The sequence below is a fragment of the Streptomyces silaceus genome (assembly GCF_001419745.1).
Classification (GTDB): domain Bacteria; phylum Actinomycetota; class Actinomycetes; order Streptomycetales; family Streptomycetaceae; genus Streptomyces; species Streptomyces silaceus.
In genome coordinates, this window is the sequence record NZ_LIRJ01000458.1 from 1 (window position 1) to 8216 (window position 8216).

Below are 8216 nucleotides of genomic sequence, written 5' to 3' on the forward strand. Positions count from 1 at the left end.
AGATTGTGTATAAGAGACAGGTCAATGCTTTGTCCTGACAACAGAACAGTCCGGACAACAGAACTTCCCGTCATCATCTCCCGGGACTACGCTCGCCCCGTGTCCAAACCAGTCGCCAAAGCAGCCCAGGACAAGCCGGTCAAGGACCCCACCGTCGCGCTGCGGCTCGGCGTCGACCGCAGCAGCCCGGTCCCGCTCTACTTCCAGCTGGCCCAGCAGCTGGAGGCGGCGATCGAGCGCGGCGCCCTGACCCCCGGCAGCCTCCTCGGCAACGAGATCGAGCTCGCCATGCGGCTCGGGCTGTCCCGGCCCACTGTCCGCCAGGCCATCCAGTCCCTCGTCGACAAGGGCCTGCTCGTGCGGCGCCGCGGCGTCGGCACCCAGGTCGTGCACAGCCAGGTCAAGCGCCCCCTGGAGCTCAGCAGCCTCTACGACGACCTGGAGGCGGCGGGCCAGCGCCCCGAGACGCGCGTCCTGCGCAACACCGTCGAGCCCGCGTCCGCCGAGGTCGCGGCGGCGCTCGGGGTCGCCGAGGGGGACGAGGTGCACCTCGTCGAGCGGCTGCGGCTCGCCCACGGCGAGCCCATGGCCCACCTGCGCAACCACCTGCCGAGCGGCCTGCTCGACCTCGACACCGAGCGTCTGGAGGCCACCGGCCTCTACCGGCTCATGCGCGCCGCCGGCCTCACCCTGCACAGCGCGCGCCAGTCGGTCGGCGCCCGCGCGGCCACCGCCGAGGAGGGCGCGCTCCTGGCCGAGCCGGCCGGTGCCCCGCTGCTCACCATGCGGCGCACGACCTTCGACGACACGGGCCGGGCGGTCGAGTACGGCTGCCACGTCTACCGGGCCTCGCGCTACTCCTTCGAGTTCCAGCTCCTCGTCCGACCGTAGGGCGCCGGAGCCGCCCAGAGTCCCGTACGGCCGTCGATACCAACTCGCCAACGGTCGTCAGAATGTTCTGACAAATCCATTGACGCTGCCGCGCGCCCCCCGCTAGAACTCCCCCAGCCGCACCGAGGCGGCCGGGAGAAGAGGTGGTGCCACCATGCGTACGCGCACATCCCGCACGGCCGCAGTCCTGATCGCGGTGATCGCGCTGGCCGCCGGCTGCAGCAGCTCCGGCGGCAAGGACGACGAGGACAAGGCGAACGACGACGGCGGTGGCAAGGGCGTCTCCACGCCCCGCCTCAAGATCGCCATGGTGACGCACTCCGGCGAGGGCGACACCTTCTGGGACATCGTCCAGAGCGGCGCCGAGCAGGCGGCCCGCAAGGACAACGTCGAGTTCCTCTACGCCAACGACAAGGAGGCCAAGGGGCAGGCCGAGCTGGTCCAGTCGTTCGTCGACAAGAAGGTCGACGGGATCGTCGTGACCCTGGCCAAGCCCGAGGCGATGAAGGCGGTGCTCGCCCACGCGACCGCCGCCGGGATCCCGGTCGTCACGATCAACTCCGGGGCCGAGTTCTCCGCGAAGTTCGGCGCGCTCACCCACATCGGCCAGGACGAGTCCGTGGCCGGCGAGGCCGTCGGCACCGAGCTGAACGCCCGAGGCAGGAAGAAGGCCCTGTGCGTCCTCCACGAACAGGGCAACGTGTCCCTCGAACAGCGCTGTGCCGGCGTCAAGAAGACCTTCGACGGCACGGTGGAGAACCTGAACGTCGAGGGCACCAACGCGCCCGGCGCCCAGTCGTCCATCAGTGCGAAGCTCCAGGCCACCAAGGGCATCGACGCCGTGGTCGCCCTCGGCGCGCCGATCGCCGCCGTCTCGGTGAAGGCGAAGGAGGACGCCGGAGGAGCGGCCGGCGAGGCCGAGGTCGACACGTTCGACCTGAACGCCGAGGTCGTCAAGCGCCTCAAGGCCAAGGAGGTCGGCTTCGCCGTCGACCAGCAGCCCTACCTCCAGGGCTACCTCTCCGTCGACGAGCTCTGGCTCCACAAGACCAACGCCAACGTCCTGGGAGGCGGCAAGCCCGTCCTCACCGGACCCGCCATCGTGACCGAGAAGGACGTACCGAAGCTGGAGAAGTACACCGCCCGGGGAACCCGATGAGCACACGCCGCGGCCCCCGATGAACACACACGCGATGCGCGTGGTCGATACTTGGGCGGCTGGGGCCGGGGATCCGGACCGGTCGCACAGAGCAGCAGAGCAAGAAGGGCACGGCGTCGTGGCAAGGGTGAAGACAGGGGTACGAGCGGTGGGCGCCGCGCTGGTCGCGGTGCTCGGGGTCACCGCGGGCCTGACCGGATGCAGCAGCACCGGCGGCAAGCGCGCGGAGGACGCCCGCAAGGCCGCGGCCGCCCAGGGGAAGGCCGCGGTGAGCACACCGCGCTGGACCTTCGGCATGGTCACCCACTCGGGCGACGGCGACACCTTCTGGGACATCGTCCAGAGCGGCGCCGAGGAAGCGGCCCGCAAGGACAACATCAAATTCCTGTACGCCCATGACGACGAGGCCCAGCAGCAGGCCCAGCTCGTGGACTCCTACATCGACAAGAAGGTCGACGGCATCATCGTGTCGCTGGCCAAGCCGGACGCGATGAAGGGCCCGCTGGCCCGCGCCAAGAAGGCCGGCATCCCGGTGATCACCGTGAACTCCGGCTCCGCCGAGTCCAAGCAGTTCGGCGCGCTCACCCACATCGGCCAGGACGAGACGATCGCGGGCGAGGCCGTCGGCGAGGAGCTCAACAAGCGCGGGAAGAAGAAGGCGCTCTGCATCCTGCACGAGCAGGGCAACGTCGGCCACGAGCAGCGCTGCGAGGGCGCCAAGAAGACCTTCGACGGCAAGCTGGAGAACCTCTACGTGACGGGCACCAACATGCCCGACGTGCAGTCCTCCGTCGAGGCCAGGCTCCAGTCCGACAAGGACGTGGACGCGGTCGTCACGCTGGGCGCACCCTTCGCCGACGCCGCCGTGAAGGCCAAGGAGGGCGCGGGCAGCAAGGCGGAGATCGACACGTTCGACCTGAACGAGAAGGTCGCGGCGGGCCTCAAGTCCGGCTCCCTCGGCTTCGCGGTCGACCAGCAGCCCTACCTCCAGGGCTACGAGGCCGTCGACCTGCTGTGGCTGTACAAGTACAACGCCGACGTCCTCGGCGGCGGCAAGCCCGTCCTGACCGGCCCGCAGATCATCACCAAGGACCAGGCCGCCGAGCTGGAGGAATACGCGAAGCGAGGGACCCGATGACCGCGAAAGACCTCGCGCCCGCACCGGGCACCACGACGGACGAGCGCCTCCTGAAGACCTCGCCCCTGAAGAAGCTGATGGGCCGCCCCGAGCTCGGCTCGGTCGTCGGCGCCGTGGCCGTCTTCATCTTCTTCTCGATCGTCGCGGACAGCTTCCTGCGCGCGACCAGCCTGGCCACGGTCCTCTACGCCGCCTCGACGATCGGCATCATGGCGGTGCCGGTGGCGCTGCTGATGATCGGCGGCGAGTTCGACCTCTCGGCGGGCGTCCTGGTGACGACCTCCGCGCTGATCTCGTCGATGTTCAGCTACCAGATGACCGCGAACGTCTGGGTGGGCGTCGGGGTCTCCCTGCTGGCCACCCTCGCGGTCGGCGTCTTCAACGGCGTCATGCTGACCCGCACGGACCCACCGAGCTTCATCATCACGCTCGGCACGTTCCTGATGCTGACCGGCATGAACCTCGGCTTCACCAAGCTGATCAGCGGCACCGTCTCCACCAAGTCGATCTCCGACATGGAGGGCTTCGCCTCCGCCAAGGACGTCTTCGCCTCGACGATCACCGTCGGCGGCGTCGACTTCAAGATCACCATCGTGTGGTGGCTCGCCCTGATCGCCGTGGCCACCTGGATCCTGCTGCGCACCCGCGTCGGCAACTGGATCTTCGCGGTCGGCGGCGGCGAGGACGCGGCCCGCGCGGTCGGCGTCCCGGTCGCCGCGACCAAGATCGGCCTCTACATGGGCGTCGCCTTCGGCGCCTGGGTCTCCGGCCAGCACCTGCTCTTCTCGTACGACGTCGTCCAGTCCGGCGAAGGCGTCGGCAACGAACTGATCTACATCATCGCGGCCGTCATCGGCGGCTGTCTGATCACCGGCGGCTACGGCTCCGCGGTCGGCGCGGCCGTCGGCGCGCTGATCTTCGGCATGGTCAGCAAGGGCATCGTGTTCGCCGAGTGGAACCCGGACTGGTTCAAGTTCTTCCTCGGAGTGATGCTGCTCCTGGCGACCCTGCTCAACCACTGGGTCCGCAAGCGCGCGGAGGCGACGAAGTGACCGACAAGACCGACACCGGTGACGTGGGCGACGTCGGCGACGCCGTGCCGGAGGCCGGGGAGCGCACACCGCTCGTCGAGCTCGACGACGTCAGCAAGTACTACGGCAACATCCGCGCGCTGGAGGGCGTCTCCCTGGAGGTGCACGCGGGCGAGATCTCCTGCGTGCTCGGCGACAACGGCGCCGGCAAGTCCACGCTCATCAAGATCATCGCGGGGCTGCACCAGCACGACGCGGGCGCCTTCCGCATCGAGGGCGAGGACACCCGGCTCGGCTCGCCCCGCGAGTCCCTGGACCGCGGCATCGCGACGGTCTACCAGGACCTGGCCGTCGTCCCCCTGATGCCGGTCTGGCGGAACTTCTTCCTCGGCTCCGAGCCGACGAAGGGCGTGGGTCCCTTCCGGCGCATGGACGTCGACTTCATGCGCGAGACGACCCGCGCCGAGCTGCTGCGCATGGGCATCGACCTGCGGGACGTGGACCAGCCCATCGGCACGCTCTCCGGCGGCGAGCGCCAGTGCGTGGCGATCGCCCGCGCGGTGTACTTCGGCGCGAAGGTCCTCGTCCTGGACGAGCCGACCGCCGCGCTGGGCGTCAAGCAGTCGGGCGTCGTCCTGAAGTACGTGGCCGCGGCGCGGGACCAGGGGCTCGGCGTGGTCTTGATCACGCACAACCCGCACCACGCGTACCTGGTCGGCAACCGTTTCGTCCTCCTCAAGCGGGGTGCCATGTTCGGCAGCTACGCCCGCGACGAGATCACCCTCGACGAACTGACCCGCCAGATGGCGGGCGGCTCCGAGCTGGACGACTTGCGTCACGAGCTGGAGGGGCGCTGAGCAGCGCCCCTGACGGGGCACACCGCACCGCCCACGGTGCGCACCCCGTGCCCGTTGTGCGCGCCCCCGCGGGCGTGAGGCAGAATCGCGGCAATGAGCACCTACCGCGACCTAGCCCACCGCGGCTCCGCACGAGCCACCGTTCTGCGGACCGTGGGCACGCGTGAGCGCCGGTCCCATCTGACGGCACCCCGCGTCCCGACCGTCGGCATCGACATCGGCGGCACGAAGGTGATGGCGGGCGTCGTCGACGCCGACGGCAACATCCTGGAGACGCTCCGCACGGAGACCCCGGACAAGTCCAAGAGCCCCCGCGTGGTCGAGGACACCATCGTCGAACTGGTTCTCGACCTCTCCGACCGGCACGACGTGCACGCGGTCGGCATCGGCGCCGCGGGCTGGGTGGACGCGGACCGCAACCGCGTGCTGTTCGCCCCGCACCTGTCCTGGCGCAACGAACCCCTGCGCGACCGCATCTCCGGCCGCCTCGCCGTGCCCGTCATGGTCGACAACGACGCGAACACCGCCGCCTGGGCGGAGTGGCGCTTCGGCGCGGGCCGCGGCGAGGACCACCTCGTCATGATCACCCTCGGCACCGGCATCGGCGGCGCGATCCTGGAGGACGGCCAGGTCAAGCGCGGCAAGTTCGGGGTCGCGGGCGAGTTCGGGCACATGCAGGTCGTCCCCGGCGGCCACCGCTGCCCCTGCGGCAACCGCGGCTGCTGGGAGCAGTACAGCTCCGGCAACGCGCTCGTCCGCGAGGCCCGCGAGCTCGCCGCCGCCGACTCCCCGGTGGCGTACGGCATCATCGAGCGGGTCAAGGGCAACGTCCCCGACATCACCGGCCCCCTCATCACCGAGCTGGCCCGCGAGGGCGACGCGATGTGCGTCGAGCTCCTCCAGGACATCGGCCAGTGGCTCGGGGTCGGCATCGCCAACCTCGCGGCGGCCCTCGACCCCTCCTGCTTCGTGATCGGCGGCGGCGTCAGCGCGGCCGACGACCTCCTGATCGGCCCGGCCCGCGACGCGTTCCGCCGCCACCTCACCGGCCGGGGCTACCGGCCCGAGGCCCGCATCGCCCGCGCCCAGCTCGGCCCCGAGGCCGGCATGGTGGGCGCCGCCGACCTGGCCCGCCTGGTCGCCCGCCGCTTCCGCCGCGCCAACCGCCGCCGCGTGGAGCGCTACGAACGCTACGAGCGCTATGCCGAGGCCCGCCGCTCGAACAACCGCACCTCCCAGGGAACCCAGTAAGCAGATGACCGTGCCCCGCCAGCCCTCGTCCCCGGACCTCCCCGGCGCCTCCGACACGCCGGGCCGCGACGGGGGCAAGACCGAGGACCGCCGCCACATGATCCGCCGCCGCTGGCTGACGGCGACGATCATCGTGCTCCTGATCGGCATCCCTGCCGGCTATCTGGTGATCTCCGCCAACCAGAGCCGCGACAGCGGCCGCGACAAGGAGAGCAAGTACTCCGCGACGGGCCTCACCGCAGGCTGGCCCTCCAAGGTGCAGCGCCGTCTGTACGACGTACCGGTCCCGCCGTACTCGGAGGAGGTCGCGTACTACGAGACGAACAACTGGCGCACCAGCCGCCTCTACGTCCAGTTCCTCACCAGCAACAAGGGCCTGGACAAGTTCCTCCACCAGATCGGCACGACCGGGCCCCACCTCAAGATGAACGACATCACCATCAGCAAGCGCGACCAGAAGGTCGTCGGCTGGGAGTTCACGGGCCCCGGGCCGTGGTCGGGCCTCACCCACGAGCAGGAGGACCCGGCGCCGACGCTGGACGTGGTGGTGGACCGCTCGAACGCGCAGCACCCGATGGTCTACGTGGTGTCGACGACAACACCGTGATGCCAGGGGCCGCTTGAGCGCTCGTGTCCCTCAAGTGGCCGCTCCATTAACCCCTGTTGCCGAGTGTTGCCCCTGGTGACCGCACATTGCGGCGTCGTGAAGCGGTGGCCGATCGCCGGGCGGGGCGGGCCCGGCGCACCTACCGTGCGCCCCATGACGAGAGACGAGACCGCCGCCGGCCGCGCCGCCACCGCCCCGGAGACCGAATCGGCCTACGACAGAAGAAGGTTGGGCCAGTGGCTGGCGGGGCGGGCCCGCGCGGAAGGCGTGGCGCGCCGCGACGTGCTGCGCCTGCTGGCGGCGGCGGGCGTGGCCACGGCGGCGCCCACGGCCTTCGCGCCCGCCGAGGCGCGGGCGGCGGCGCCGGGCATCGTCAAACCGCTCCCGCCGGAGCGCTTCATCATCCGCGGCACGAACGCGGAGACCCGCTTCGCCTCCCTGGCGGGCACCGGCCACACCACTCCCGTCTCCCACTTCTTCGTACGCAACCACACGGCGACGCCACGGCTGGACGCGGCGACATGGCGGCTGAAGGTCTGGGGCGACGGCCTGACCGGCCGCGCCCGCCACTTCACGCTCGCCGACCTCAAGAAGCTCCCCTCGGTCACGCGCACGGCGTTCGTCGAATGCGCGGGCAACGGCAGGGACTTCTTCGCCACGCAGCAGAACCAGCCCGCGTCGGGCACCCCCTGGACCCTGGGCGCGATCGGCGCGGCCCGCTGGCGCGGCGTGCGCCTCGCCGACGTCCTGCGCGTCGCGGGCCTGTCCCGCCGCGCGGTCGACGTGATGCCGCGCGGCCTCGACGCGGACTACGTCACGGCGGACGGCACGAACCTCGGCCGCGTCCGCCGCCCCCTGCCGCTCGCCAAGGCCCTGGACGACGTCGTCCTCGCGTACGAGATGAACGGCGAGCCCCTGCCGCCGGACCACGGCCACCCGGTCCGGGTCCTCGCCCCGTCCTGGGTGGGCATCGCCTCGATCAAATGGCTCGGCGACATCGAGGTCTCCGCGACCCCGCTCTACTCCCCGTGGAACACGGACTTCTATCGTCTGTACGGCGAGGGCTACCCCGAGGAGGGCAGCGCCCCGCTCACCCGCCAGACCCTGAAGTCGGCGTTCGAACTCCCGTGGAACGCGAGCCTCCCCGCGGGCACCCGCCACCGCCTCACGGGCCGCGCCTGGTCGGGCGCGGGCGCGATCGCCCGGGTGGAGGTCAGCACGGACGCGGGCGCGACCTGGCACCGCGCCCGCCTCCACGACACTCCCCGCCCCCACACGTGGA

Annotated in this window: 8 protein-coding genes; all 8 read left to right on the forward strand. The window is 70.8% G+C overall.

Annotation, left to right across the window (positions count from 1 at the left end):
• Positions 1 to 24: 24 nt before the first annotated feature.
• Positions 25 to 891 carry a GntR family transcriptional regulator gene (locus AOK22_RS33840; RefSeq protein WP_079037003.1) on the forward strand — a complete coding sequence of 289 codons (867 nt, stop codon included), beginning with the start codon at positions 25 to 27 and terminating at the stop codon, positions 889 to 891.
• A gap of 154 nt (positions 892 to 1045) precedes the next feature.
• Positions 1046 to 2050, forward strand: coding sequence for a sugar ABC transporter substrate-binding protein (locus AOK22_RS33845; RefSeq protein ID WP_055702541.1), 1005 nt, complete (start codon positions 1046 to 1048; stop codon positions 2048 to 2050).
• 118 nt (positions 2051 to 2168) lie between these two features.
• Complete coding sequence (locus tag AOK22_RS33850) at positions 2169 to 3188, forward strand: sugar ABC transporter substrate-binding protein (protein WP_055702542.1); 1020 nt, start codon at positions 2169 to 2171, stop codon at positions 3186 to 3188.
• Positions 3185 to 4240: an ABC transporter permease gene (locus AOK22_RS33855; protein WP_055702543.1), complete on the forward strand. Its 1056-nt coding sequence runs from the start codon at positions 3185 to 3187 to the stop codon at positions 4238 to 4240. Before AOK22_RS33850 ends, AOK22_RS33855 begins: the two co-directional genes overlap by 4 nt.
• Before the next feature lie 23 nt (positions 4241 to 4263).
• The gene (locus AOK22_RS33860) at positions 4264 to 5076 is read left to right on the forward strand and encodes an ATP-binding cassette domain-containing protein (RefSeq protein ID WP_193433293.1); all 813 of its coding nucleotides are present in this window, start codon (positions 4264 to 4266) and stop codon (positions 5074 to 5076) included.
• Positions 5077 to 5169: 93 nt separating this feature from the next.
• Positions 5170 to 6327, forward strand: coding sequence for an ROK family glucokinase (locus AOK22_RS33865; RefSeq protein WP_055702544.1), 1158 nt, complete (start codon positions 5170 to 5172; stop codon positions 6325 to 6327).
• Positions 6328 to 6331: 4 nt separating this feature from the next.
• Positions 6332 to 6934, forward strand: a complete 603-nt coding sequence (locus AOK22_RS33870; RefSeq protein WP_055702545.1) for a hypothetical protein — start codon at positions 6332 to 6334, stop codon at positions 6932 to 6934.
• Between the two features lie 153 nt (positions 6935 to 7087).
• Positions 7088 to 8216, forward strand: a 1129-nt coding sequence (locus AOK22_RS33875) for a molybdopterin-dependent oxidoreductase (protein WP_055702546.1), incomplete at its 3' end; no start/stop codon positions are given.